This is a genomic window from Cupriavidus taiwanensis LMG 19424 (genome assembly GCF_000069785.1).
Taxonomy (GTDB): domain Bacteria; phylum Pseudomonadota; class Gammaproteobacteria; order Burkholderiales; family Burkholderiaceae; genus Cupriavidus; species Cupriavidus taiwanensis.
Map to the genome: position 1 here is coordinate 2,221,806 of NC_010530.1, position 24,368 is coordinate 2,246,173.

At 70.0% G+C, this 24,368-nt stretch carries 25 protein-coding genes; 17 read left to right on the plus strand and 8 right to left on the minus strand.

From position 1 onward, the window contains the following. The first annotated feature begins 2 nt into the window (after nucleotides 1-2). The 14 genes from narJ to cobA all read left to right on the plus strand — a co-directional run bounded on the left by narJ (nucleotide 3) and on the right by cobA (nucleotide 12,457). Nucleotides 3-668, plus strand: a complete 666-nt coding sequence (gene narJ, locus RALTA_RS25405) for a nitrate reductase molybdenum cofactor assembly chaperone (protein WP_012356835.1) — start codon at nucleotides 3-5, stop codon at nucleotides 666-668. 196 nt (nucleotides 669-864) lie between these two features. After that, nucleotides 865-1,548 carry a respiratory nitrate reductase subunit gamma gene (gene narI / locus RALTA_RS25410; protein WP_012356836.1) on the plus strand — a complete coding sequence of 228 codons (684 nt, stop codon included), beginning with the start codon at nucleotides 865-867 and terminating at the stop codon, nucleotides 1,546-1,548. Between the two features lie 27 nt (nucleotides 1,549-1,575). Beyond that, nucleotides 1,576-2,328 (plus strand): peptidylprolyl isomerase, encoded by a 753-nt coding sequence (locus RALTA_RS25415; RefSeq protein ID WP_012356837.1) that lies wholly within the window; start codon nucleotides 1,576-1,578, stop codon nucleotides 2,326-2,328. Nucleotides 2,329-2,343: 15 nt separating this feature from the next. After that, nucleotides 2,344-3,051: a carbonic anhydrase gene (locus RALTA_RS25420; RefSeq protein WP_012356838.1), complete on the plus strand. Its 708-nt coding sequence runs from the start codon at nucleotides 2,344-2,346 to the stop codon at nucleotides 3,049-3,051. 4 nt (nucleotides 3,052-3,055) lie between these two features. Then, complete coding sequence (gene mobB, locus RALTA_RS25425) at nucleotides 3,056-3,616, plus strand: molybdopterin-guanine dinucleotide biosynthesis protein B (protein WP_012356839.1); 561 nt, start codon at nucleotides 3,056-3,058, stop codon at nucleotides 3,614-3,616. A gap of 80 nt (nucleotides 3,617-3,696) precedes the next feature. Then, complete coding sequence (locus RALTA_RS25430; RefSeq protein WP_012356840.1) at nucleotides 3,697-5,373, plus strand: nitrite reductase; 1,677 nt, start codon at nucleotides 3,697-3,699, stop codon at nucleotides 5,371-5,373. A 74-nt stretch (nucleotides 5,374-5,447) separates the two neighbouring features. Beyond that, nucleotides 5,448-5,795, plus strand: coding sequence for a c-type cytochrome (locus RALTA_RS25435; RefSeq protein WP_041232636.1), 348 nt, complete (start codon nucleotides 5,448-5,450; stop codon nucleotides 5,793-5,795). Further along, a complete protein-coding gene (locus RALTA_RS25440) occupies nucleotides 5,795-6,970 on the plus strand; it encodes a cytochrome D1 domain-containing protein (RefSeq protein WP_041232637.1) in 1,176 nt (391 codons plus the stop codon). The genes RALTA_RS25435 and RALTA_RS25440 overlap by 1 nt, the downstream gene beginning before the upstream one ends. A gap of 9 nt (nucleotides 6,971-6,979) precedes the next feature. Further along, nucleotides 6,980-7,966, plus strand: coding sequence for a siroheme decarboxylase subunit beta (ahbB, locus tag RALTA_RS25445; protein WP_012356843.1), 987 nt, complete (start codon nucleotides 6,980-6,982; stop codon nucleotides 7,964-7,966). Beyond that, nucleotides 7,963-8,451 (plus strand): Lrp/AsnC family transcriptional regulator, encoded by a 489-nt coding sequence (locus RALTA_RS25450; protein WP_012356844.1) that lies wholly within the window; start codon nucleotides 7,963-7,965, stop codon nucleotides 8,449-8,451. Before ahbB (RALTA_RS25445) ends, RALTA_RS25450 begins: the two co-directional genes overlap by 4 nt. Further along, on the plus strand, nucleotides 8,451-8,993 hold the full coding sequence (ahbB, locus tag RALTA_RS25455; RefSeq protein ID WP_012356845.1) for a siroheme decarboxylase subunit beta: 543 nt from the start codon (nucleotides 8,451-8,453) through the stop codon (nucleotides 8,991-8,993). The genes RALTA_RS25450 and ahbB (RALTA_RS25455) overlap by 1 nt, the downstream gene beginning before the upstream one ends. 12 nt (nucleotides 8,994-9,005) lie before the next feature. Next, nucleotides 9,006-10,169, plus strand: a complete 1,164-nt coding sequence (gene nirJ, locus RALTA_RS25460) for a heme d1 biosynthesis radical SAM protein NirJ (RefSeq protein ID WP_012356846.1) — start codon at nucleotides 9,006-9,008, stop codon at nucleotides 10,167-10,169. Then, nucleotides 10,166-11,665, plus strand: coding sequence for a nitrite reductase (locus RALTA_RS25465; RefSeq protein WP_012356847.1), 1,500 nt, complete (start codon nucleotides 10,166-10,168; stop codon nucleotides 11,663-11,665). Before nirJ ends, RALTA_RS25465 begins: the two co-directional genes overlap by 4 nt. Nucleotides 11,666-11,698: 33 nt before the next feature. Then, a complete protein-coding gene (gene cobA, locus RALTA_RS25470) occupies nucleotides 11,699-12,457 on the plus strand; it encodes a uroporphyrinogen-III C-methyltransferase (RefSeq protein WP_041232638.1) in 759 nt (252 codons plus the stop codon). A gap of 68 nt (nucleotides 12,458-12,525) precedes the next feature. Here cobA and RALTA_RS25475 read toward each other — a convergent pair whose 3' ends face one another. The 5 genes from RALTA_RS25475 to RALTA_RS25495 form a co-directional block, all read right to left on the minus strand. Then, nucleotides 12,526-13,290, minus strand: a complete 765-nt coding sequence (locus tag RALTA_RS25475; protein ID WP_012356849.1) for a DUF4410 domain-containing protein — start codon at nucleotides 13,288-13,290, stop codon at nucleotides 12,526-12,528. A 243-nt stretch (nucleotides 13,291-13,533) separates the two neighbouring features. Continuing rightward, entirely contained in the window at nucleotides 13,534-14,865 is a 1,332-nt protein-coding gene (locus RALTA_RS25480; RefSeq protein WP_012356850.1) for an ATP-binding protein, read from the minus strand. A 14-nt stretch (nucleotides 14,866-14,879) separates the two neighbouring features. Then, nucleotides 14,880-15,593, minus strand: a complete 714-nt coding sequence (locus RALTA_RS25485) for a response regulator (RefSeq protein WP_012356851.1) — start codon at nucleotides 15,591-15,593, stop codon at nucleotides 14,880-14,882. A gap of 44 nt (nucleotides 15,594-15,637) precedes the next feature. After that, nucleotides 15,638-15,940 carry an EF-hand domain-containing protein gene (locus RALTA_RS25490; protein ID WP_012356852.1) on the minus strand — a complete coding sequence of 101 codons (303 nt, stop codon included), beginning with the start codon at nucleotides 15,938-15,940 and terminating at the stop codon, nucleotides 15,638-15,640. Nucleotides 15,941-16,014: 74 nt separating this feature from the next. After that, nucleotides 16,015-16,995, minus strand: a complete 981-nt coding sequence (locus RALTA_RS25495; protein WP_012356853.1) for a hypothetical protein — start codon at nucleotides 16,993-16,995, stop codon at nucleotides 16,015-16,017. Nucleotides 16,996-17,244: 249 nt separating this feature from the next. On the opposite strand from RALTA_RS25495, the gene RALTA_RS25500 reads away from it, so the two are divergent. Both RALTA_RS25500 and RALTA_RS25505 read left to right on the plus strand, forming a co-directional pair. Further along, nucleotides 17,245-18,159, plus strand: a complete 915-nt coding sequence (locus RALTA_RS25500) for a sterol desaturase family protein (RefSeq protein WP_012356854.1) — start codon at nucleotides 17,245-17,247, stop codon at nucleotides 18,157-18,159. A 118-nt stretch (nucleotides 18,160-18,277) separates the two neighbouring features. Next, nucleotides 18,278-18,487, plus strand: coding sequence for a DUF2905 domain-containing protein (locus tag RALTA_RS25505; RefSeq protein ID WP_025584192.1), 210 nt, complete (start codon nucleotides 18,278-18,280; stop codon nucleotides 18,485-18,487). A gap of 16 nt (nucleotides 18,488-18,503) precedes the next feature. On the opposite strand, the gene RALTA_RS25510 is transcribed toward RALTA_RS25505, so the two are convergent. From RALTA_RS25510 to RALTA_RS25520, 3 genes are all read right to left on the minus strand, one after another. Further along, complete coding sequence (locus RALTA_RS25510; RefSeq protein ID WP_041232639.1) at nucleotides 18,504-20,456, minus strand: methyl-accepting chemotaxis protein; 1,953 nt, start codon at nucleotides 20,454-20,456, stop codon at nucleotides 18,504-18,506. Between the two features lie 189 nt (nucleotides 20,457-20,645). Beyond that, nucleotides 20,646-21,908 (minus strand): phospholipase D-like domain-containing protein, encoded by a 1,263-nt coding sequence (locus RALTA_RS25515; protein ID WP_012356857.1) that lies wholly within the window; start codon nucleotides 21,906-21,908, stop codon nucleotides 20,646-20,648. Nucleotides 21,909-22,017: 109 nt separating this feature from the next. Next, nucleotides 22,018-23,037, minus strand: a complete 1,020-nt coding sequence (locus tag RALTA_RS25520) for a LysR family transcriptional regulator (protein WP_012356858.1) — start codon at nucleotides 23,035-23,037, stop codon at nucleotides 22,018-22,020. 107 nt (nucleotides 23,038-23,144) lie between these two features. Between RALTA_RS25520 and RALTA_RS25525 the strand changes: the two genes are divergently transcribed. Then, nucleotides 23,145-24,365 (plus strand): MFS transporter, encoded by a 1,221-nt coding sequence (locus RALTA_RS25525; RefSeq protein ID WP_041232842.1) that lies wholly within the window; start codon nucleotides 23,145-23,147, stop codon nucleotides 24,363-24,365. The last annotated feature ends 3 nt before the right edge of the window (nucleotides 24,366-24,368 follow it).

Genomic DNA, 24,368 nt, shown 5'->3' on the forward strand with positions numbered 1-24,368 from the left:
ACATGCCCCTCTATCCCATCCTCAGCGCGCTGCTCGGCTATCCCGAGCAGGAGCTGGTCGACGCGCTGTCCGAGATCGACGCCGCGCTGGCCGAGTGGCCGCAGGCGCGACACCTGCTTGCGCCGGTGACCGACATGCTGCGCAGCGAGACGCTGATCACGCTGCAGGAAAACTATGTCGCCACCTTCGACCGCAACCCGGCACACTCGCTGCACCTGTTCGAGCATGTGCACGGCGAAAGCCGCGACCGCGGCCAGGCGATGGTCGACCTGATCGACGAATACCGGCGCGACGGCTTCGAGCCGGCCGCGTCGGAGTTGCCGGACTACGTGCCGCTGTTCCTGGAGTTTCTGGGTGCGCTGGGCGCTGATGGCAAGGAAGCGCGCGCCGAGCACCTGCTGGGCGAGGCGATCCACGTTCTGGCCGCGATCGGCGACCGGCTCGCGCGCAACCAGAGCCCGTATGCCGGCGTGTTCGCGGTGCTGCGCACGCTCACCGACGTGCAGCCGCAACCGCAGCAGGAGCCGCCGGTGCGGGACATGGACGAGGCGCTGGAAACCTTCGGCCCGGGCGCCGACGGCGTGGAGCCGCTGCTGGCCCCGCACACCGGACCGCAGGCGGTGAAGTTCTACCCACGCGGCACGGCGCCGGCGCCTGCTGTTTGCTGACATGCCTGCGCGAGCCGATTGTGTTCTCCCCTCTCCCGCCTGCGGGAGAGGGGCGGGGGAGAGGGCGGGAGCTTCCACGAAGCGCCGGTGCTTAAACCACCCCTCACCCTGCCCTCTCCCCTGAGGGGAGAGGGGAACACAATCGACGGAGACACGCACGCACGCCCTTGCTGCCCACTTATCGAGCTAACACACCATGGCAACCCTCCACCAATTCCTCTTCGGCATCTACCCCTACATCGCGCTCGCCATCTTCCTGTTCGGCAGCCTGGCCCGCTTCGAGCGCGAGCAGTACACCTGGAAGACCGACAGCTCGCAGGTGCTCTACCGCGGCAACCTGCGCATGGGCAACATCCTGTTCCACGTCGGCATCCTGGGCCTGTTCTTCGGCCACCTGGTTGGCCTGCTGACGCCGGTGGCGGTGTGGGACGCGCTTGGCGTCTCGCATGGCTTCAAGCAAGGCGTGGCGATGGCGGCCGGCGGCGTGATGGGCACCATGTGCCTGGCCGGGCTGCTGATCCTGCTGCACCGCCGCCTGACCAACGCGCGCGTGTCCGCCGTGACCCGCACCGGCGACAAGGTGCTGCTGCTATGGCTGCTGGCGACGCTGCTGCTGGGCCTGTCGACCATCTTCGAATCGGCCGGACACATGGACGGCCACATGATGGTGCAGCTGATGCACTGGGCCCAGCACATCGTCACGCTGCGCGGCGACGCCGCCGGCTTTATCGCCGACGCGCCGCTGCTGTTCAAGGCGCACCTGTTCATGGGCATGACCCTGTTCGTGATCTTCCCGTTCACGCGGCTGGTGCATGTGTGGAGCGGCTTTGCCTCGGTCGGCTATCTCGGCCGTGCCTGGCAGCTGGTGCGCAGCCGCTGAACGCCGCTACCCGACAAGGAGAATCCGATGCCTGTCACCGTCAACGGCGTGGAACTGCGCGACGCCGATATCGAGCGCGAACTGGACCACCATCACGACGCCGCCAACCCGGCGCGGCTGGCCACCATCTCGGCGATCCTGCGCCTGCTGATGCGGGCAGAAGCCGCGCGCACCGGCCTGGACGCTGCGGCCATGGATGACGACGCGCTGGCGCAGGCGCTGCTGGCGCGCGAGGCCGCCACGCCAGAAGCCGACGAAGCCAGCTGCCGCCGCCACTACGACAGCCACCCCGGGCGCTTCCGCGAAGGCGAATGGGTCGAAGCCGACCATATCCTGTTCCAGGTCACGCCCCGTGTGCCGCTGGACGCGTTGCGCGAGGTCGCGGCGCAGACGCTGGCGCTGGTGCGCGGCGATCCCGCGAGCTTTGCGCATCATGCCCGCGCGCTGTCCAACTGCCCCAGCGGCGCCAACGGCGGCCGGCTGGGCCGCGTGTTCCGCGGCGAGACCGCTCCGGAATTCGAGCGCGCGCTGTTCGCCGCGCAGCAGGACGGCGTGCTGCCGCAGTTGCTTGAATCCCGTTATGGCCTCCATATCGTGCGCATCCTCGAGCGTTGCCCCGGCACGCGCCTGCCGTTCGAGACGGTGCGCGGCGAGATTGCGCGCGCTCTCGGCGCCGCGGCGCGCGACCGCGCCTGGAAGCAGTACGCCAGCCTGCTGATCGGCCGCGCGCGCATCGAAGGCATCGAGCTGGAGGGCGCTGACAGCCCGCTGGTGCAGTAACGCCCGGAGGCCGCCGTGCATCACATCGAACATCTGCTCAAAGGCTTCGAACGCTTCCAGCAACGCTATTTCGACGACGAGCCCGGACTGTTCGACACCCTGCGCACCGGCCAGCGTCCGCCGACGCTGCTGATCGGCTGCAGCGACTCGCGCGTCGACCCCGGCCTGCTGCTCGGCTGCGACCCGGGCGAGCTGTTTACCGTGCGCAATATCGGCAACCTGGTGCCGCCCTGCACCGGCCGCCACGAAGGCAGCCTGCATGGCGTGTCGGCGGCGATCCAGTTCGCGGTGCAGCAGCTGCGTGTGGCCCGCATCATCGTGATGGGCCACGGCGGCTGCGGCGGCATCCGCGCGCTGCTGGCGCAGCCGGCCGATGCCGGCGACCATGCGCCCGACGACGGCGAGGATCCGGACTACCTCGGCGCCTGGGTCCGCATCGCCGCGCCGGCGCGTCGCCAGGTGGAGGAAACCCTGGCCGCAGCCAGCGCCGCGCAGCGCCAGCGCGCCTGCGAGCAGGCGGCGATCCTGGTGTCGCTGCGCAACCTGCAGACCTTCCCGTTCGTGCGGCGCGCGCTGGAAGCCGGCGCGCTGACGCTGCACGGCTGGTACTTCGATCTCCAGGCCGGCGCGCTGCTGGCCTATTCGCAGCGCGCCGACAGCTTCCTGCCGCTGGTGTGCCCGCTGCCCGCCCAATCAGAAACCTGCGAACCCTGCGAAGGCTGACCCCATGCATCCCTTCATCCTTGGCATCACCGGCACCTCCGGCAGCGGCAAGACCACGCTGATCACGGCGCTGCTGCCGTGGTTCCGCGCCCAGGGCCTGACCGTCAACGTGATCAAGCACAGCCACCACCCGCTCGAACTGGAGCCGCCGGGCAAGGACAGCGCACGCTTCCGCGCCGCCGGCGCGGCCGAGGTGATGGTGGCCTCGCCCTATCGCTACGCCATCGTGCGCGAACTCGCCGACGAGGCCGAGCCAACGCTGGACGAACAGGTCGCGCGCCTGCGCCCGGCCGATATCACGCTGGTGGAAGGCTTCCGCCGCGAGGCCATCCCGCGCATCGAGGTCTACCGGCCCGCGCACGGGCGCGCGCCCTACTATCCGGGCGATCCGTCGATCATCGCGCTGGCCACCGACACGCGCATGGACACCGTGCTGCCATGCATGGCGCTGGACGATATCGCACAGGTCGGCAGCTTTATCCTGGCCCTGCGCGACCAGGCCGCCGCGAGCCTCCCCGCTTCGTTTGATGACAGTCAATCCCATGTCGGCAGTGTGTGCGCATGATCGCCACATGACGACAGGTCCAGGCAACACCCGCCTGCGCACCGCGCAATCGCTTTCCCACCGCTGATCCACGGCACCCCATGAAAGCAAAAAACTGGCTGTATCCGGCAATCGCGGCATTGCCGTTCTCACTCTGGTCCGGCCTGCCTCATGCTGCAACCAAGGCCGAGCCCAGGGCCGCGCAGACGGCTGAGCAGAAGGCCGCCATGCCCACCCTCACCGCCGCCGAATTCGACCACGCACGGCAGATCTACTTCGAACGCTGCGCCGGCTGCCACGGCGTGCTGCGCAAGGGTGCCACCGGCAAGGCGCTGACGCCGGACATCACCCGCGCGCGCGGCACCGAATACCTGAAGACCTTCATCAAGTACGGCAGCCCCGCCGGCATGCCCAACTGGGGCACCTCGGGCGACCTCACCGACAAGGAAGTCGACCTGATGGCGCGCTACATCCAGCTCGACCCGCCGACGCCGCCCGAGTTCTCGCTCGCCGATATCGAGAAAAGCCGCAAGGACATCGTGCCGGTGGCGAAGCGCCCGACGCAGAAGATGAACCAGTACAACCTGGACAACCTGTTCTCGGTCACGCTGCGCGACGCCGGCGAAGTCGCGCTGATCGACGGCGACAGCAAGCAGATCATCAATATCGTCAAGACCGGCTACGCGGTGCATATCTCGCGCATGTCGGCCTCGGGACGCTACCTGTACGTGATCGGCCGCGACGCGCGGCTGGACCTGATCGACCTGTGGCTGCCCAAGCCGGACATCGTCGCCGAGGTGAAGATCGGCATGGAGGCGCGCTCGGTCGAGACCTCCAAGTACAAGGGCTACGAAGACAAGTACGCCGTGGCCGGCTCGTACTGGCCGCCGCAGTACGTGATCATGGAGGGCGACACGCTCAAGCCGCTCAAGGTGGTGTCCACGCGCGGCATGACCGTCGACAACGAATACCACCCCGAGCCGCGCGTGGCGTCGATCGTCGCCAGCCATTTCCATCCGGAGTTCGTCATCAACGCCAAGGAGACCGGCAAGATCCTGATGGTCAACTACTCTGACCTGGCCAACCTGAAGACCACCACCATCGATTCGGCCAAGTTCCTGCATGACGGCGGCTTCGACTCGACCGGGCGCTACTTCCTGGTCGCCGCCAACGCCTCGGACAAGATCGCCGTGGTCGATACCAAGGAAGACAAGCTGGCTGCGCTGGTCAACGTCGGCAAGACCCCGCATCCGGGCCGCGGTGCCAACTTCACGCATCCGCAGTTCGGCCCGGTCTGGGCCACCAGCCACCTGGGCGACGAGACCATCAGCCTGATCGGCACCGACCCCGCCGGCCACCCCGCGCAGGCGTGGAAGGTGGTGCAGACGGTCAAGGGCCAGGGCGGCGGCTCGCTCTTCATCAAGACCCATCCCAAGTCGTCCAACCTGTGGGTCGATACGCCGCTGAACCCGGACGCCAAGCTCAACCAGTCGGTCGCGGTGTTCGACACGCGCAACCTCGACGCCGGCTTCAAGGTGCTGCCGATCGCCGAGTGGGCCGACCTGAAGGGCAGCGGCGCCAAACGCGTGGTGCAGGCCGAATACAACAAGGCCGGCGACGAGGTCTGGTTCTCGGTGTGGGGCACCAAGGACGGTGAATCCGCGCTGGTGGTGGTCGACGACAAGACCCGCACGCTCAAGACCGTGATCAAGGACAAGCGCCTGGTCACGCCGACCGGCAAGTTCAACGCCTACAACACGCAGCACGACGTCTACTGAGCCCGCGCCCTCGCTGCGCCCAGGCGCGGCGAGGGCCGCCGGCGTCCCCGCGTTCCTTCATGGAGACATGCAGCATGCGAACACAACGCGCGCTGGCGGCGCTGGTCGTCACGGGCTGCGCCAGCGCGCTCGCCGCGGCCGATGCGCCCGCGCCAGCGCGGCAGGCGCAACTGGCGCACTGGCTGCGCGATGACTGCGGCGCCTGCCACGGCATGACCTTGCGCGGCGGACTGGGCCCGCCCCTGACCCCCGCAGGCCTCGCCGGCAAGCCGCCTGACGGCCTCGCCGCCACCGTGCTGTACGGCCGGCCCGGCACGGCGATGCCGCCCTGGCAACCTTTCATGACGCAGGATGAAGCCCGATGGCTGATCGATCGACTGCAGGCCGGCCAGCCGCCGGCCGTGACGCCGCAAGGCAACTGATGCGCAGGCTGGCCGCGGCGGCATGCGCTGCGCTCGTCGCCATGCTCGCTGCCGGTTGCGCCGGCATCGTGCGCGGCACCGGCGACCTGGGCGTGGTGGTCGAGCGCGCGGCGGGCCGGCTGCAGATCATCGAGACCACCGGCATGACGCGCCTGGCCACGGTCGAAGGGCTGGGCGACCTGTCCCATGCCAGCGTGGTGTTCTCGCGCGATGCACGCTACGCCTATGTGTTCGGCCGCGATGGCGGACTGACACGCGTGGACTTGCTCCGCGCCCGCATCACCCACCGCGTGCTGCAGGCCGGTAACAGCATCGGCGGCGCCATCTCGCAGGATGGCCGCGTGGTCGCCGCGCAGAACTATGCGCCGGGCGGCATCCGGCTGTTCGACGCGCAGACGCTGGCGCCGCTGGCTGAGCTGCCGGCAATCGGCGTCGACGGGCGCCGCGCCAAGGTGGTCGGGCTGGCCGACCTGCCCGGCCGTCGCTTTGCCGCGAGCCTGTTCGAATCCGGCGAAATCTGGATCATCGACGCCAGCGATCCGCGCCAGCCGCGGGTAACGCGCCTGCCTGCCGGGCGCGAGCCTTACGACGGGCTGGTCACGCCCGACGGCCGCTGGTACCTGGCCGGCCTGTTCGGTGAAGACGGCCTGGCGCTGGTCGACCTGTGGCAGGCGCCGCCGCAGGTGCGCCGCATCCTGTCCGGCTACGGGCGCGGCAACGCGCCCCTGCCGGTCTACAAGATGCCACACCTGCGCGGCTGGGCCATGGCGCAGGGCATGGCGTGGCTGCCGGCGATCGGGCGCCATGCAGTGCTGGTGGCCGACCCCGCCAACGGCTGGCGCGAAGCGGCGCGCGTGGCGCTGGCGGGCCAGCCGGTATTCGCCATGGCGCGGCCCGACGGGCGCCAGGTCTGGGTCAATTTCGCCTTCCCGCACAATGACACCGTGCAGGTGATCGATACCGCCACGCGCCAGGTGGTGCGCACGCTGCGCCCCTGCCGCGGCGTGCTGCACATGGAATTCACGCCCAAGGGCGAGGCGCTGTGGCTGTCCTGCCGCGACGATAACCGCGTCGAGGTCTACGACACCGCTACGCTGGAACGCCTGGCCACGCTGCCCGCCGACAACCCCAGCGGCATCTTCTTTACCGCGCGCGCCCAGCGCTTCGGCATGTAGGGGCACGCCATGTTCGACGAGCAAGCCCTCTACGACCAGCTGCAGCGCGGCTTCCCGCTGCAGCCGCGGCCCTACCAGGCGCTGGCCGCGAAAGCGGGACTGTGCGAGCAGGCGCTGCTGAGCCTGCTGGCGCGCGATCTCGGCACCGGACGCATCAGCCGCGTCGGCGCGGTGTTCGCGCCGAACGTGATCGGCGTCAGCACGCTGGGCGCCTTGTCGGTGCCGCCGGCGCAGCTGGACCGCGTCGCGGCGCGCGTCAGCGCCTGCGCGGCGGTCAGCCACAACTACGCGCGCAGCGGCCATCGGTACAACCTGTGGTTTGTCGCGGGCGCGCGCGAGCGCGTCATGCTCGATGCCACGCTGGCGTCGATCGGCGATCTGACCGGCCTGCCGCCACTGGACCTGCCGATGGCGCGTGAGTACCACATCGACCTTGGTTTTCCGCTGGTGCGCCAGCCCGGCGCCCGTCCGCGCCGGACGCCGCTGGCCGTGCGTGCCGCGGCGGTTGCGCTGGACGACGATGACTGGCGCCTGGTCGCCGCGCTGGAAGCGGGCCTGCCGCTGACACCGCGCCCCTTCCACGCGCTTGCCAGGCAGGCGCGCCTGGGCGTGCCGCAGGTGCTCGAGCGACTGGCGCAATGGTCGGCGCAAGGCGTGATCCGGCGCCTGGGGGTGGTGCTGCGCCACGGGCGCTTTGGCTACCGCCACAACGCCATGTGCGTCTGGGACGTGCCGGATGCCCACGTCGACGCCGTCGGCATGCGGCTGGCGCGGCAGCCGCGCGTGACCCTGTGCTACCGCCGCGAGCGCCGGCTGCCAGACTGGCCTTACAACCTGTTCGCGATGATCCATGCCCGCAGCGCGCAGGACTTGCAGCCCGCGCTGGCACAGGTACGCGCCGCCGCCGGGCTGAAGCAGGTGCCGGGCTCGGTGCTGGTCGGCACGCACTGCTACAAGCAGCGCGGCACGCGCTACGCCATCCAGGTGCCGGCATGAACGGCGCCGCGTCCTGCGACGTCACCGATCCGCACGAACCGCTCGATCCGCTCGACCGCCGCATCGTCAACGCCCTGCAGCGCGGACTGCCGCTGGTACCGCGCCCGTACGCCGAAGCGGCCGCGGCGCTCGGCATCAGCGAGGCCGTGCTGCTTGAGCGGCTGCGCGCGCTGCTGGCCGTGGGTGTGCTGACCCGCTTCGGCCCGCTGTACCAGGTCGAGCGCGCGGGCGGGCGCTTCGTGCTGTGCGCCTGCCATGCGCCGGCAGCGCGGCTGGAAGCGGTCATCGCCGCCATCAACGCCCGCCCCGAGGTCGCACACCACTATGCGCGCACCCACCACCTGAACCTGTGGTTCGTGCTGGCGGTGGCGCGGCCGGAGCAGGTCGCGCCGGTGCTTGCGCGCATCGCCGCCGCGGCCGGGGTCGAGGTGTTGCCGTTTCCCAAGGAACGCGAGTTCTTCGTCAACCTCTATCTGCCCGCCTGATGCCCGACGCCGCCGACGCTGCCGATCCCACTGACCTGGCGCTGATGCGCGCCACCCAGGCCGGCCTGCCGCTGGTATCGGCGCCGTACGCCGCGGTCGCCGCGGAACTGGGCCTGACCGAGGCTGAAGTCATCGCACGGCTGGCGGCGATGCAGGCGCGCGGCGTGCTGCGCCGCATCGCCGCAGTGCCCAACCATTACCGGCTCGGCTGGCGCGCCAACGGCATGACCGTGTGGGACGTCGACGATGCCCGCATCGACGCGCTGGGCGCGCGCGTCGGCGCCCTGCCCTTCGTCAGCCATTGCTATCGCCGTCCGCGCCGTTTGCCGCACTGGCCCTACAACCTGTTCGCGATGGTCCACGCGCGCTCGCGGGAAGACGCCGCGCCCCACATCGCCGCGATCGCGGCACTGCTGGGCGACGCCTGCCGCGCGCACGACGTGCTGTGGTCCACGCGCGTGCTGAAGAAGACCGGGCTGCGGCTGCCGCCGTCCGGCGCGCCCGCCAGCCATGAACCCACTCTGGACCAAAACACCCGATAGGGAGCCCCACCCATGTTCCGCCTGTCCCGCTTCATGGAAGCCCTGCGCGATGACGGCCCGGTGCCGCCACCGCGCCAGCCCGCTGGCCCGGTGGTGATCTGGAACCTGATCCGCCGCTGCAACCTGAACTGCCGGCATTGCTACGCCACCTCGGCCGATACCGACTTCAAGGGCGAGCTCGACACCGCCGAAGCGCTGGCCGTGCTCGGCCAGCTGCGCGAGGCGCGCGTGCCGGCGCTGATCCTGTCCGGCGGCGAGCCGCTGCTGCGGCCGGACCTGTACCAGATTGCCGGACACGCGCGCGCGCTCGGCTTCCACCTGTCGCTGTCGTCTAACGGCACGCTGCTCGATGCCGGCCATGCGGCGCGGCTGGCGGCGGCGGGCTTCGACTACGTCGGCGTCAGCCTCGACGGCCTGCCCGCCACGCATGACCGCTTCCGCCGCAGCGACGGTGCCTTCGCGCAGGCACTGGCGGGCCTGCGCGCGGCACGCGCGGCCGGCCTGCGCGTGGGAGTGCGCATGACGCTGACCGAAGCGAACGCGGCGCAGCTGCCCGAGCTGGTGGGGCTGGCCGAGCGCGAGGGCATCGACAAGTTCTACCTGTCGCACTTCAACTATGCCGGGCGCGCACGCAGCCACCGCGCCGACGACGCGCGCCACGCCCACACCCGCGCCGCACTGGACTGGCTGTTCGACCACGTCTGGCAGCGCGCGCGCCAGGGACATGCGGGCGACTTCGTCACCGGCAACAACGATGCCGACGGCGTGTACCTGCTGTACTGGATCGCCAGCCGCTTCCCGCACCGCGTCGCCGACATGCGCCGGCGGCTGGAGCGCTGGGGCGGCAACGCCACCGGCGTCGGCGTGGCCAATATCGACAACCTCGGCAACGTCCATCCCGATACGATGTGGTGGCACGTAACACTGGGCAACGTGCGCCAACGGCCGTTCGGCGAGATCTGGGCCGACCGCGCCGACCCGCTGATGGCGGGCCTGGCCAGCACGCCGCGCCCGCTGCAGGGACGCTGCGCGGGCTGCGCGCATCGCGCCATCTGCAACGGCAACACGCGCGTGCGCGCCTTTGCGCTGACGGGCAACCCGTGGGCCGAAGACCCTGGGTGCTACCTGAGCGATGCCGAGATCGCGCGCGCGCCGGATGCGGAGGTCACGGCATGACGGCGCTGATCCGATGGCTGGGCATGCTGGTGCTGGCCTGCTTCGCGCAAGCTGCAACGGCCGCCGACCCGGCTGCACTCTACGGCCAGCACTGCGCCGCCTGCCACGGCGCCGACCGCCTCGGCGGCATGGGGCCCGCGCTGCTGCCCGAGAGCCTGGAGCGCCTGCGCGACAGCGAACTCGATACCGTGCTGCGCGACGGCCGTGCCGCGACGCAGATGCCGGCCTTTGGCGCTACGCTGGCGCCGCCGGATCTGCATGGGCTGGCACGCTGGCTGCGCTCGGCGCCCGCCGACGCGCCGCAATGGAGCGCCGACGCGATCCGCGCCAGCCACGTCGTCACGCACGCGCCCGGCACGCTGCCGGCGCGCCCTGCGTTCAGCGCCGACCCGCAGAACCTGTTCGTGGTGGTCGAGGCCGGCAGCCATCACATGACCGTGCTCGACGGCGACCGGCTGGCACCGGTCCATCGCTTTGCCACGCGCTTCGCCTTGCATGGCGGGCCCAAGTTCAGCCGTGACGGCCGCTATGTCTACATGGCCAGCCGCGACGGCTGGGTCAGCAAGTACGACCTGTGGAACCTGGCCTATGTCGCCGAGATCCGCGTCGGCATCAACACGCGCAACGTGGCCGTCAGCGACGACGGGCGCTGGGTGCTGGCAGGCAACACGCTGCCGCGCACGCTGGTGCTGCTGCATGCCGAAGACCTGTCGGTGGCGCGGGTGATCGACGTCAGGGGCCGCAATGGCGATGCCTCGCGGGTATCGGCGGTCTACGACGCCGCACCGCGCCACAGCTTTATCGCGGCGCTGAAGGACATTGCCGAGGTCTGGGAGATCCCGTATGCCGACGCCGCCGGCAGGCCGCTGGCATCGCTGGCGCCGCGTGCGATCGTGCTGGACGATGTGCTCGACGACTTCTTCTTCGACCAGCCCTACCGCCACATCCTCGGCGCGTCGCGCGGCGGCGGCGGACAGGTGATCGACCTCGACCAGCGCCGCAAGGTGGCTTCGCTGGCGCTTGGCGGCATGCCGCATCTCGGCAGCGGCATCACCTGGCAGCGCGATGGCCGTGAGGTGATGGCGTCGCCCGACCTCGGCCAGGGGCGCATCACGGTGATCGACATGCAGGACTGGCACACGGTCACCACCGTTCCGACCAACGGCCCCGGCTTCTTCCTGCGCAGCCATGAGCGCACGCCCTACGCCTGGGCCGACGCCATGATGAGCCCCCGGCGCGACACCTTGCAGGTCATCGACAAGCAAAGCCTGCGCGTGGTCGGCAGCGTCACGCCCAGCCCTGGCCGCACCGCCGCGCATGTCGAGTTCACGCGCGACGGGCGCTACGCGCTGGTCAGCCTGATGGAGCGCGACGGTGCGATCGTTATCTACGACGCCGCCACGCTGCAGGAAGTGAAGCGCATCCCGATGGACAAGCCTATCGGCAAGTACAACGTCTTCAACAAGACCACGCGCTCGGCCGGCACCAGCCACTGAGCGCGTGGCGCGATCCCATTGCAGGAGTCCAACATGCAAGCACCGCTGAAGCCCGGCAAGGTATGGCTGGTCGGCGTCGGTCCCGGCAGCCCGGACCTGGTCACGGTACGCGCCATGCGCGCGCTGGCCGCGGCCGAGGTGTGGCTGGTCGATGACCTGGTGTCGCCGGAAATGGCCGGCTACGCCAGCCCCGGCACCCATGTGGAGTGGGTCGGCAAGCGTGGCGGGCGCTGCTCGGTGAGCCAGCAGCGCATCCAGCAGCTGACGCTGCAGCACGCGTTGGCCGGCCGCACGGTGGCGCGCGTCAAGGGCGGCGATCCGCTGCTGTTCGGGCGCGGCGGCGAAGAAGCCGCCTTCCTGCGCGCGCATGACGTGCCGGTGGAAGTGGTCAACGGCATCAGCAGCGGCATGGCGGCGGCGCAGGTGCTGGGCATCCCGCTGACCCACCGCGCCCACTGCCACGGCGTGACCTTCGTCACCGCACACACCAGCGCACACGGCTCGCCGGACTGGGACGCGCTGGTGCGCGGCAGCACCACGCTGGTCATCTACATGGGCATGAGCCGGCTCGCGGCGATCCGCGACGGGCTGCTGAGGGCCGGCATGGGCGCAGACACGCCGGCGGCGGTGGTGATGCATGCCGGCAGAACTGAACAGCGGTCGTGGCTCGGCACGGTGCAGTCGCTGCCCGAAGCGTTGGCCACAGGACTGGCCAGCCCCGCGGTGGTACTGGTGGGCGGCGTGGTGGCGGAGGCGACGCCGCTTGCCATGGCGCAAGACATGGCCGCATAGCCCTGTTCGAAGGCCGCGGGTTTTGCCTCTCCTCGCGCGCACGTGCGAGAAAGGAGCAAACCACAGGCTTATCGGGCCGCCGCGGCAGTCAGCCAGCCTTCTTCGGTGCTCGCGGCTGCGACCTGGCTGGCAATCGCGTAGCCCAGCCGCGTCGCATCGGCATAGACCGAGTCGCGCGTCATTGCCGTGGCGCCGTGCACGCCGGCGCCAGCGGCTGCGGCCATTGCTACATGCCCGGCCACGGCACCGATGCCGGCGGCTTCCGCCACGCCCGGGACATGGCCCGAATCCGCGCTGGCCACAAAGCTCTGCAGCGGGCCCGGCGCGCCGTTAGCGGGCTGGTACGAGATGCGCACGTCGGCGCCGACTTCGCTCTTGCCCGCACCCAGGCCGATCAGCAGGCGGCGGCGGCCGCTGCCTTCATCGATCTTGCGGAAATCGCCCTCGACGATCAGCGCGTTGGCACCAGCCGGCGCCGGCGCATCGGAACGCACCGCGTTCAGGCCCATGCCGCGCAGTTCGCGCACGATCTCGTTGGCGACCTGCTCGCGCGCTTCGGCGGCGGTCTGGCCTTGCGCGCGGGCCGACGAGCCGCCAGTGGCCATCATCCTGACCTTCTGCGCCAGGCCGCCGTCAAGCTTCACCTGCCCGGCATCGGCGTCGAACGCGTGGACGTAGATCACGTCGGCGTGCACGACCTGCATCAGGCCCACCTGGTTGATGCCGGTGACACCGGCGTTGGCGCAGCCGGCGCCGAGCACGGCGGTGGCGGCGAGTGCGGCGATGGTCAGGCGCCTGGTTTGCCTGGCGATGGTCTGGAGAGCGTTGCGCATATCGTTTCCTTTGGGTTGGCGAGTGGTGCCGTCAGTGGTTTGTAAAAGCTGTCACCGACATCGTTGCATCAGGGGATCGCAAACCATCGGGAGCTTCTCGCCGCGTTGCCTGCTTCGGTGTTGCCGAGTGTGTTGCCGTTCGGCATCGCGGTGACGGAAGTATGGGAACAAGCCGCGCGCAGCGCCATGCGGGAATTATTTCGCGCCATGTCACGGCGCGGCGGGGTGCGGCGAGGTGCAGCGCTATGCCGCGGGGGCCTGCAGCGGCAGCGCCACCACCGCCTCGAGCCCGCCGCCATCGCGCGGGCGGAACTGCAGCGAGCCGCCGTGCAGCCGCGCAATGCGCTCGACGATAGCCAGCCCGAGCCCGGTGCCACCCGCGTGGCCGCGCGCGTTGGCGCCGCGGCTGAAGGGCGCCTTGAGCTGCTCCAGTTCGTGCGCGGCGATGCCGGTGCCGCGATCGCCGACCGCCACGTAGGCGCACGCGGCATCGCGCCACGTGCGCACGCTGAAGCCCGACTTGCCATAGACCACAGCGTTCTGCATCAGGTTCATCAGCAGCCGCATCAGGCTGACCGGGCGATAGGGAACCGGCGGCAATGCCGCCAGCGACAGCTCGAATTCATGGCCCAGGCCGGCGAAGTCGGCGGCAAGCTGTGACACCAGCGCGTTGACGTCGCCGGGCTGCGGCTGCTCTGTCTCGCCGCTGCCGGCGTAGTCCATGAACTGCTGCAGGATGGTCTCGATGTGGTCCAGGTAGCCCTCGGCCGAGGCCACGAAGGCGTCGTCGGCGCCGCGCGGGATCGACATGGCCATGGCCAGCCGCAGCTTGGTCAGCGGCGTGCGGATGTCATGCGAGATACCCGCCAGCATCAGTGCCCGCGTCTGCTCGGCCTGCTGCAGCGCCTGCGTCATCTGGTTGAAGGCGCCGCTGACCTGGGCGATCTCGGTCGGGCCGTCGGTCGGCAGCGGCGGCGGTGTCGAGCCCGCGCAGATGTCCTGCGCGGCACGCGCAAGGTCCTGCAGCGGCCGGTTCAGGTGGCGCTGGATCAGGTAGCCGGTCAGCGCCGCCAGCAGCGCCAGCGCGGTCGACAGCGCCAGCGCCGTGGCGATGCCGCCGGCGCGCACGTCCTCGCTGATCGGCAGGCCGATCCAGCGGGGCGCACCGCCCACATGCATGCGGATCCAGAGCTGCTCGGCTTCGCCGGCCTGCCATCGCACCGGCATGTCGACGGGGAGGTGGCGCTGCAATGCTTCCATGAAGACATCGCGCTGCCAGGTGCGCAGCAGGTGTTGCAGGTCACGCGCCGGCTTCTCTGCGGCATGCGCGGGCTCCTGCGCCTGCGCGCCCATGCGCGCGGCCGTTGCGCCGCTGGGGTCAAGCGGCATTGCCGCCACCACGCGGTCGAGCGTGCGCACGTAGTCGGCAAAGACGATGGCGGCGCGCTCGATGCGCGGGCGCTGCACGTAATGCATCAGCACCGTCAGCGAGCAGGCCTGGGTGATGGCCACCAGCGCCACCAGCAGCAGGATGTTGCGCGCCAGCAGAGAGCGCGGCAGCAGGCGCCTCAGCATGGGCGAAGAACGGGTCACGGATCCACGCCGGCGACCAGCATGTAGCCGACGCCCCACACGGTCTTGATAAAGCGCGGCTTGGACGGGTCGTCTTCAACGATCTGGCGCAGCCGCAGGATCTGCACGTCGATGCTGCGGTCGAGCGCATCATGGTCGCGCCCGCGCGCCCGCGCCAGCAGGTTCTCGCGGCTGACCGCGCGGTTCGGCGACGATCCCAGTGCGTGCAGCAGCAGCATCTGCGCCGAATGCACTTCGACCGGCTCGCCGCCGCGCAGCAGCGTCTGCTTGCCGACATCGAAGATGAAGTCGCCGAAGCGCAGCCTCTGCGTGGTCACAGTGGGGTCGCCGGCCGACATCTTCTGCCGGCGCAGCAGCGCACGGATGCGCGCCACCAGCTCGTCCGGCACGAAGGGCTTGGCGAGGTAGTCGTCGGCGCCCGTTTCGAGGCCCGCCACGCGGTCCATCGGGTCGCCCTTGGCCGTCAGCATCAGGATCGGCAGCGTGTGGCCCTCTGCCCGCAGGCGCTTGCAGATGGTGAGGCCGTCCTCGGGCTCCATCATCAGGTCGAGCACCAGCAGGTCGTGCGGCTCGCGCTGCAGGTACTTGTCGAGCTGCTTGCCGTCGGCCACCGCGCGCACACGGAAGCCGTGCCCGGTCAGGAAGCGCTGCAGCATGTTGCGCAGCTCGGCTTCGTCGTCGAGCACGACAATCCTGTTCACCTGTTCCATCACGGCTCTCCCGGCGATGCCGGCGTGCAATCCGAACGCCGACTTCAGCGCGACATCATCTTCTGCTTCATGAACGCCTCGATCTGCGGCAGGGTCACGTAGCCCAGCCGCTGCGTGTCGATCTGGTCGAAGCGGCTCGCGACCATCGGCATGCCGGCCTGCGCCTGCTCGCGGGTCAGCTTGCCGTCCCGCGTGGTGTTCGCGCTGGCGAAACGCTCCTGCAGCTGCTGCAGCGCACGCTCGGCCCGCACGCCACCGGCAGCGGCCGCTGCGGGCATCTCGGCACTTTGTGCATAGCTGCCTGCAGAAACAATACACAACATAAGCACTGCAATCATCTTCTTCATGATGGACTCCGTGGGACAGCCGGCCTTGCCGGCGATTGGTAAAGCGAATCAGACGAGATAGCGCGTCGTCGCGCTCAGACCATGTGGGCGGGAACCCAAACGCCGCCGGCCCAGTGGCCAGGGATCATGACCGCCGGACGGGCCACGTAGAGCGCGCGCGGCGCGACATAGATCCTGCGCGGCACCGGCGCGGCGACCACGACGCGGACCGGCGGCGGGGCAACCACGACCTTGGCAGGCGGCGGCGCGTAAACCGTGGCGGGCGCGGGGGCCGGCACGTAGACCGGCGCCGGGGGCGGCGGCGTGACGACCACCGGCGGCATGCTGGCCGCCACGATCGTGCCCGCCGTGCCGACAGCAGCCACAGTGCCGACCGTCCCGACCGCGGTGACGGTGGGGCCGCCGGTCGTCACTGCCGCGCCGTGGACCACAGTAGTGCCGCCGCCGATGGTCACCACGCCGGGCGCCACGCTGGTGGCACTGCCCGAGTGCGTGACCGTGCCGCCCTGCGCACCGGTCGCGGTGCCGGAGCGGTAGCAGGTCGGGCCGGCGCAGCTGGTCGAGGCAGTGTGCCCGTAGCTATTGCCGTTTGCGCCAGTGACGGTGCCCGACGACGCATACTGGCCTACGCCTGCGCGCGTCACGCTGCCGGAAGTGGTGGCGCTCTGGCCGCCGGGGCCGGCCAGGTCGCCGCTGTGCGAGCAAGTGCCGCCGGCGCAGCTGGTGCCGCCGTCGTGCTGCACCGAGCGCCCGTTGGGGCCGACGGCAGTGCCGCTGTTGCCGAACTGGCCCGGCGCCGTGCGCGTGACGGTGCCTGAGTTGGTGGCCAGGCCGCCATGCGGGCCTTCGATGCCGCCGGCGTGCGAGCAGCTGCCGCCACCGCAGGCGCCGATATGCCCACTGCTGAACTTACCGCGCGGCGTATAGGCCGTGCTGTGTCCGCCCAACGCGGCGAAAGCGGGCGTGCTCGACAGGATCACCAGCGCGCCGCCGGCGATACCGAGCAGGCGGGGCAGGCGCAGGGAAGAGGCGAGATTGCTGAGGCGCTTGGTCATGGCAGGTCCTTCTGGTTCGGTTCATGCCGCGCAACATGCCGCGGCGACGGCCGAACTATAGGGAAGCGACCACGATATGTCGCGGTGGAAAACATGTCGCGGTATTACACCGCCGCCGGCCCGCCGGTCATGACATACGGCGAAATAATTGCCGGATGGCGCCGCACGGGTCCAGCCACTACCTTTGCCTCACCGACGCAGCAAGCCCCCCGCAAGCACGCGTCCCACCTCACCGCACTGGACCCCGACATGCACAACCTCGGAAAGCTCACCCTCTATGTCACGGCGTTTGTTGTGACGATCTCTCTGCTCGAAGCCTTCTTCCTGGCACGCAAGGCGAAGCGCCAGGGCAAGGACTATCCCTGGCATGAAGTCACGCTGTCGCTGGCCGACCTGGCTGGCCGCAAGCTGCTGGCGCTGCTGCCGCTGTCGCTGGCCGCTCCCGTGTTTGCGTTTGCCTGGCAGCATCGCCTCTTCACGGTCGAGATCGACAGCGCGCTGGCCGTGCTGCTGCTCTTCCTCGGGCAAGAGTTCTGCTACTACTGGTACCACCGCGCCTCGCACCGCATCCGCTTCTTCTGGGCGACGCACGCGGTGCACCACTCGCCCAACGAACTGACGCTGGGCACCGCCTATCGTCTCGGCTGGACCGGCAAGATCACCGGCACCGCCATCTTCTTCGCGCCGCTGGTCTTCCTGGGCGTGCGTCCTGAAGTGGTGCTGGCCACGGTGAGCCTGAACCTGCTGTACCAGTTCTGGCTGCATACCACCTGGATCCCCAGGCTGGGCTGGCTCGAATACGTGTTCAACACCCCGTCGGCGCACCGCGTGCACCATGCCTCGAACATCGACTACCTCGATGCCAACTTCGGCGGCGTGCTGGTCATCTTCGACCGCCTGTTCGGCACCTATGTGGAAGAGCGTGAGGAAGAGCCGTGCCGCTACGGCCTGGTCCACCCGACCACCACGCACAACCCGCTGGTCAACCAGTTCGAGCACTGGGTCGGCCTGGGCCAGGACATGGCCAACGCTGGCAGCGTGCGGAATGCGATGGGTTATCTGGTGATGCCTCCGGGCTGGACGCCGGATGGCTCGGGCGAAACCACTGAGGGTCTGCGACTGCAAGCGCAGGCTGAGCGTGCGGTGGCAGTGGAAGCCAGGTAGCTCCTGCCGGATGCATTGGGAAGCGCGGTGCTGGCCACTTGGCACTCGCAACAGGCCGGAATCAATGCGTCAAGCCGCCGGTCAAAGGGCTCAAGATGGCTTCGCGATTTCCCTCCCAATGCAACGCCTGCTTCTCATCCTGGGCGCCGTGCTGCTTGCCGCCGGCGCCGCCTGGCCCTGGCTCGCCAAACTGCCGTTCGACCGCCTTGGCCGCCTGCCCGGCGATATCCACATCGTCCGCGACGGCTTCAGCTTTTACCTGCCGATCACCACCTGCATCCTGGTGTCGGTGGTGGTTTCGGTGGTGGTCTGGCTGCTGCGGCGCTGAGCCCGCGCCCAAGGCATCAGTCCGCCTGCGCCTCGGTACGGAACACCGCCACCGCCCGCTGCATCTGCAGCGCCTGCTCCTGCAATGACTGCGCCGCGGCCGCGGCCTGCTCCACCAGCGCGGCGTTCTGCTGCGTGACCTGGTCCATCTGCGCCACCGCCTGGTTGACCTGGCCGATGCCGGTGCTCTGCTCGCGCGAGGCCTGGCTGATCTCATCCATCATCGCCGTGACCCGGCCGATGGCGGCGACGGTGCCGGCCATGGTCGCGGCAACGTCCAGCGCCAGCGTGTTGCCGGCGGCCACGCGCTCGCCGGATTGCGAGATCAGCATGCGGATCTCCTTGGCCGAGGCGCCGGCGCGCTGCGCCAGCCCGCGCACTTCGCTGGCCACCACCGCAAAGCCGCGGCCGGCCTCGCCGGCGCGCGCTGCTTCCACCGCTGCGTTCAGCGCCAGGATACTGGTCTGGAAGGCAATGCCATCGATCACCGCGATGATGTCGGCGATGCGCCTGGAATCGGCGTCGATGGCCTGCATGGTCTGCTGCATGCGGCCGACCGCGTCACCGCCGGCGCGCGCCGCGGCCGAGGCTTCGCGCGCCAGCGCGCTGGCCTGGCCGGCATTGCCCGCATTCTGCTGCACGGTGGCGGTCAGCTGCTCCATGCTGGCCGCGGTCTGCTCCAGCGACGACGCCTGCTGCTCGGTGCGCTGTGACAGGTCGATGTTGCCCTGCGCGATATCGGCCGCCGCGGCCAGCACGTTGTGCGCGCCGGCCTTGGTGTCGCCGATCAGCGTGCGCCAGCCCGCCGCCAGCGCAAGCAGGTGCCGCTTGATCTCGCTCAGCTCGTCGCGGCCGCTCGCCGCGAGGCGCACGGTCAGGTCGCCGGCATGGATGCGCGCGACCATCGCGCCGACCTCGCGGACGTCGGCGCGCATGCCGCGGCTGAAGCCGATGAACAGGTAGAAGGCGGTGCCCACCGTGGCCAGCGCAATGCCAGCGAGCCAGGCGAACTGCCGTGCCTGCGCCGCGGCACGCTGCGCCAGCATCTCGGCGGCGATCGCGGAGAACACCCGGCTGGCGTCCGCCACGCCTTCGATAGCGGCGGTGGCTTCGTCGAAATAGGCCCTGGCCTCGATGTCGATGCCGGCCGCGCCCAGCATGCGCCCCTGCAGCGTGCGATGGAAGTGGTCCATCGCGTCCAGCCGTGCCAGCGCGGCATCGATGCGCGCGCGGTAAGCGGGTGCTGCCTTGCCGACGCGGGCGATATCGCGCCGTATCGTGTCCAGCCCCGCGCGGATCTGTTCGGCCAGCGCGCCCAGTCCCGCCTGCTGCGCGGCATCGGCATACCCGCCCTGCGCGATGATGCCGGCGCCGCGGCCGCGTGCCAGCGCGCTCTGTTCTGCCAGTTGCGGCATCGGTCCGGTCAGCAGGCTGACCAGGTAGTACGAGCCCGCCTCGCTGTCCAGCGCCAGTTGCGAGCGCTCGGCCACGTCGGCGATATACGCCTGCGTTTGCCGCACCAGCGCGCTGTGGCGCTCGAACAGCGGCCCCGCCGTGGTGTCCAGGCCGGACTCGCGCAATTGCTGCCAGTCCTGCTCAAGCTGGCGCATACCGGCCGCGAGTGCAAAGCCGGGATTCTGCGCAATGCTGCGCGCCAGTGCGATAAGGTTGGCCGCCGCCTGTTGGTCGGCCTTGTCGAAGGTGGCGCGGAAAGCGGCGTTGCCGGACAGCACCGCATTCGCGGCGCCACGCCGGACCTGGGTCTCGCGCATGAAATCGAGCGCGTGGCCGACTACCGCCAGCCCGCGTATCTCCTGGCTGGTGGTGCTGCGCGCCTGCGCCGCATCGCGCAGCGCCACGGACAACGCGCCGACCAGCGGCACCAGGAACAGCACGGCAATCAAGGCCAGCTTGCGGCGGATATTCAGGCGCGCCATCAGGCGCTCGGCGGGAAGGAACAGGGCGGGCATGGATCGTCGCAGAGGGGCTTGGTTTCCCCCTGCTATCGGCCCGGTTTGGCAGTGCTGAAGCGCGGATGCCAGGGTTTTTGACAATGCGCAAATGCGGTGCGACTAAAGCGCTGAAGTGGGGCAAACGGCGCGCCGATCAGGGGCATGTTGCCCTGCTGTAGGGCTGTTTTTCCGGCATTGCCGGCCCCGTTACAGCTGCGCGCCGATCAGCGAGGCCAGCCGGTCGCGCAATCGTTCCTGCCATGGACGGTTGAGCCACGCCTGATGGGTCATCGGCCGCGACAGCTTCAGGTCCTCCTCGAAGATCCGGGTCTGCTGCGCGGCAAACGCGGCGTCGAGGATATTGAGCGTGGCCTCGTCATTGAGGCGGAACGAGCGGTTGTCGAAATTGGTGGACCCCACCGAGACCAGCAGGTCGTCGACGATCAGCACCTTGCAGTGGTACATGGTCGGCGCGTACTCGGCGATCAGCGCGCCGGCCTTCAGCAGTTCGCCCCAGCGCGCGCGCGACGCGGAGCGCACGGTTTCGGAGTCGATATGCTCGCCCGGCACGATCACCCGCACCCTGACGCCTCTGGCCAGCGCTGCCAGCAGTGCCTTCTCGGTCAATGCGTCGGGAACGAAATACGCCGCGGACAAATCGATGCTGCGCGCCGCCGCGGTGATCGCCAGGTGGTACATCAGCGCCATGCTCTCGCTGCCGCCCGTCGGCGAGCTGCTGAACATCTGCGCCCGCCCATTGCCGACCGGCGGCAACTCGGGAAAGTAGTCGGGGCCATGCGGCACCGCGCCGCTGACCTTGATCCAGTTGTCCAGGAACACCGACTGCATCTGGCCGACCACCGGGCCTTCCACCTCGAAATGGGTATCGCGCCAGTGGTCGGGGTCCTGCGCGTGGCCGGTCCACTCCGGCGCGATGCCGACGCCGCCGGTAAAGCCGATCCTGCCGTCGACCACCAGCACCTTGCGGTGGGTGCGGTTGTTCAGCTTGCCAATGGTGTACCAGCGCACCGGATGGTAGCGGCGCACATCCACGCCGGCACTGGTCATCAGTGCGAGCGCGGCCTTGTCGATCTTGGAACTGCCGACCGCATCGAGCAACACCTTGACGCTGACGCCGGCCGTGGCGCGTTCGGCCAGTGCCTGCGCGAACTCGTGGCCGATGTCGCCCGACCAGTAGATGTACGACTCGAAGTTGATGGTCTTCCGTGCGGCACGGATCGCGCCCAGCATCGCCGGGAAGATCTCGTCGCCGTTCCTGAGCACGCGGTAGCGGTTGCCGTCGACCACGGGCGGGCCCAGCAGCACTCCCAGTTCGCGGGCGAACTGCGGGTCTTCCAGGCTGTAGAGGCGGTCGAGGCGGCGCTCGATGCGCTTCTCGCCGCCGACCAGGTTGTAGGCGACGATGCCCGCCAGGGCAAGCAACACGGCGGCGGCGGCAAACGCAAACATTCTGCCCCTGGTCCGAAACCGGGGAAAGATGCGGCGGATCACGCAGTCACCATGATGTTGGGGCGCGGGATTGCCCGCGGCGTAGGGAGTGGCCGATACAGGATAGGCGTTATCGGCGCGCTTGTGGCATCCGGCCCGTGCCGCGCTCGCGCGGCACGCGCCTGCGTTGGATCATGCCGGCAGTCGGGATGGCCTGCCGCATGGCGTCGGCGAACAAGCGCAGCTTTGCCGGATAGAAGCGCGCCTGCGGATAGACCAGGTAGATCGGCAGCGGATCGGCCTGCCATTGCGGCAGCAGGTGCAACAGCCTGCCGCTGGCGATGTCCTCGGCAAAGATCCACGACGAGCCGACGGCAACGCCCAGCCCCAGCCGGGCCGCCGCATGCAGCGCGTACAGGCTGTCCGTGCTCATGCGCGGCGCGAAGGTCAGGCCGTGGCGTGCCTGGGTCTGCAGGTTCTGCAGCACGATCTCGTTACGGTAGAACGTGCGCAGCGCCAGCCAGGGAAGGTCTTCCAGGTCTTGCGGGCGTCGCGGCAGCGGCTTGCCGTCGAACAGCGACGGCGCGGCGATGACCGCGCGCGGCACCTCCGCCAGGCGCACGGCCACCAGGCCGGGTTCATGCACCTCGCCCACATGGATCGCGCAATCGATGGCCTCGGCGATGAAATCCGGCGTGCGGTCGTGCAGCAGCCATTCCACCGAAACCTCCGGGTATTGCCGCAAAAAGCTCGCCAGCGGGCCCACCAGCACCTCCTGCCCGAACGCGTGCGGCACCACCACGCGCAGCGTACCGCTGGGCGCGTGGCCCACGCCGCGCACGTCGGCTTCGAACCTGGCCCAGTCCGCCACCAGTTCGCGGGCGCGCTCGTAGCAGCGCTCGCCGTCTTCGGTCAGCTTCATCGCATGCGTGGAGCGCTGCAGCAGGCGCACGCCCAGCAGTTGCTCCAGCGTCTGCAGGCGCCGGCTGACGGTGGGCTGGGTGGTCTGCAGCTGCGCGGCCGCCCGCGACAGGCTGCCGGCCTCGACGATGCGCACGAAAGTCTGCATCAGGTCGATGCGGTCGGCGCCGGGTGCGCCGCGGGCAGCAGAGGGGGCGGCGCCCGGGTTAGTGGCTGGCGGGGCTTCCATACGCGTCTCGTATAGCCGTTGTTCATCCCGCACGTCTACCAGAATCGGCGGGCATGGACAACACTTCGGGCCATCCCAACTTCTTTGCGAACCACGTGAAACCCGCCATGTCCCCTGTTCCCGCAACCTCGCCCGCCGCCACGCTGGCCGACCCGGCCGTGCCAGCGCGGCTGGTCTTGCTGCTCGCCACCGGCGCAGGCCTGGCGGTGGCTTCGCTGTACTACAGCCAGCCCATGCTCGGCGTGATGGCCCCCGACCTGCACGCGAGCGACGCCACCGCCGGCGCCATCCCCACGCTGACGCAGCTCGGCTATGCGTTGGGCATCCTGTTGCTGGCGCCGCTGGGCGACCGCTATGACCGCCGCCATATCATCGTGGCCAAGGCGGTGGCGCTGGTCGGCGCGCTGCTGCTGGCGGGCCTGGCGCCCGGCATCGGCATGCTGCTGGTGTCGAGCCTGGTGGTGGGCCTGTCCGCCACGCTGGCGCAGGACATCGTGCCGGCCGCAGCGGCGCTGGCACCGGCCGCGCAGCGCGGCAAGGTGGTCGGCACCGTGATGACCGGGCTGCTGCTGGGCATCCTGCTGTCGCGGGTGGTCAGCGGCTTCGTCGCCGCGCACTTCGGCTGGCGCGCGATGTTCATGCTGGCGGCGGCCAGCATCGCGGCGGTGGCGCTGGTGGCGCGGCGCCAGCTGCCGCGCTTTACCCCGGCCACGACGCTGCCATATCGCGCGCTGCTGGCCTCGCTGGCGGCGCTGTGGCGCGAGCATGGCGCGCTGCGCCGCGCGGCGCTGGCGCAAGGGCTGCTTTCGGTGGGCTTCAGCGCGTTTTGGTCGACGCTGGCGGTGATGCTGCATGGCGCGCCCTTCCACCTGGGCAGCGAGGCCGCCGGCGCGTTCGGCCTGGCCGGTGCCGCCGGCGCGCTGGGCGCGCCGCTGGCCGGCCGCCTGGCCGACCGCGGTGGTCCGGAACGGGTGACCCGCGCGGGCGCGGCGCTGGCGGCGCTGTCGTTTGCCGCCATGCTGCTGACGCCGCTGGTGCCACCGCAGGCGCAGCTGTGGCTGATCGGCGCCAGCGCCATCGGCTTCGACCTGGGCGTGCAGGTGGCACTGGTCGCGCACCAGACCATCGTCTATGGCATCGACCCGGGCGCGCGCAGCCGCCTCAACGCGGTGCTGTTCGTTTGCATGTTCACCGGCATGGCCGCCGGCGCCGCCCTCGGCAGCCTGGTGCTGGCGCGCTTCGGCTGGACCGGCGTGGCCGCGCTGGCCACCGCCGCGGCGCTGTCCGCGCTGGCGGTGCGGCTGCTGCCGAAGCGCGCGGCGCAGTGAGCC